The 819-nt window shown below is 43.5% G+C and carries 2 protein-coding genes; one reads left to right on the top strand and one right to left on the bottom strand.

Annotated features, from left to right (window positions below; genetic code table 11):
- Positions 1-111: NAD-dependent epimerase/dehydratase family protein (locus A3756_RS29120; RefSeq protein ID WP_156490149.1), on the bottom strand; the 111-nt coding region annotated here is incomplete at its 3' end.
- Between the two features lie 210 nt (positions 112-321).
- Here A3756_RS29120 and A3756_RS00850 point away from each other — a divergent pair.
- On the top strand, positions 322-819 hold a 498-nt coding region (locus A3756_RS00850; RefSeq protein ID WP_197481079.1), incomplete at its 3' end, for an acyl-CoA dehydrogenase family protein.

Below are 819 nucleotides of genomic sequence, written 5' to 3'. Positions count from 1 at the left end.
TTTCTGCGCACTTCGAAAATCTCTGGTCAAAACGGTATAGTCGTGGTGAGTATACCGTTCGATAAATCGGCGACCTATCAAGCCCGTTCCACCCGTTACTAATAATTTCATACTAATCTCCCCAACGATCCGGCAGTTCCGGTTTCAATCTCTTATTAACCCACTTACGCAATAGTTTGTAATTTGGATCCACTTCAGAGTTTTCTTTCATATTGATCCAATTTGTTTTTAACGACGTAAACCTTCTTGAATATCATTTATTCGCTGTCGCGAAACTGTTCGGCTCTGAGTCGAACCAAAGAACTTATAAAGAGGTTAACTGTGAGTCATTACAAAGCACCATTGGATAATATTAATTTCGTCTTGTTTGATGTCTTAAACTCCGGCCAACTAGCCGAAAGTCCTGCGTTCACCGAAGCCACAGAAGAAATGCAAAGAGCAGTTATAGAAGAAGCTGCTAAACTGGCCGAGGGCGTGTTACTGCCTATCAATACATCTGGTGACAGAGAAGAGTGCCAATTCGATCCAGACACTAAAACAGTGAAAACTCCAAATGGCTTCAAAGCAGCCTACGAACACTACCAACAAGGTGGATGGAGTGGTTTGTCGTCTGCGCCTGAGTTTGGCGGGCAAGGCTTACCACACTTACTAAAAAACGTTGTTGATGAAATGGTCTGTTCAACGAACCTATCGTTTGGCATGTACCCAGGTTTATCTCATGGTGCGATAGACTTACTCCAGCAGCACGGTACAGAAGCACAAAAGCAAACCTACCTACCAAAGCTTATACAAGGCATTTGGACTGGCACCATGTGCTTG

This window comes from Oleiphilus sp. HI0086 (assembly GCF_001635225.1).
This window is presented reverse-complemented; position numbering and strand designations above follow the sequence as displayed.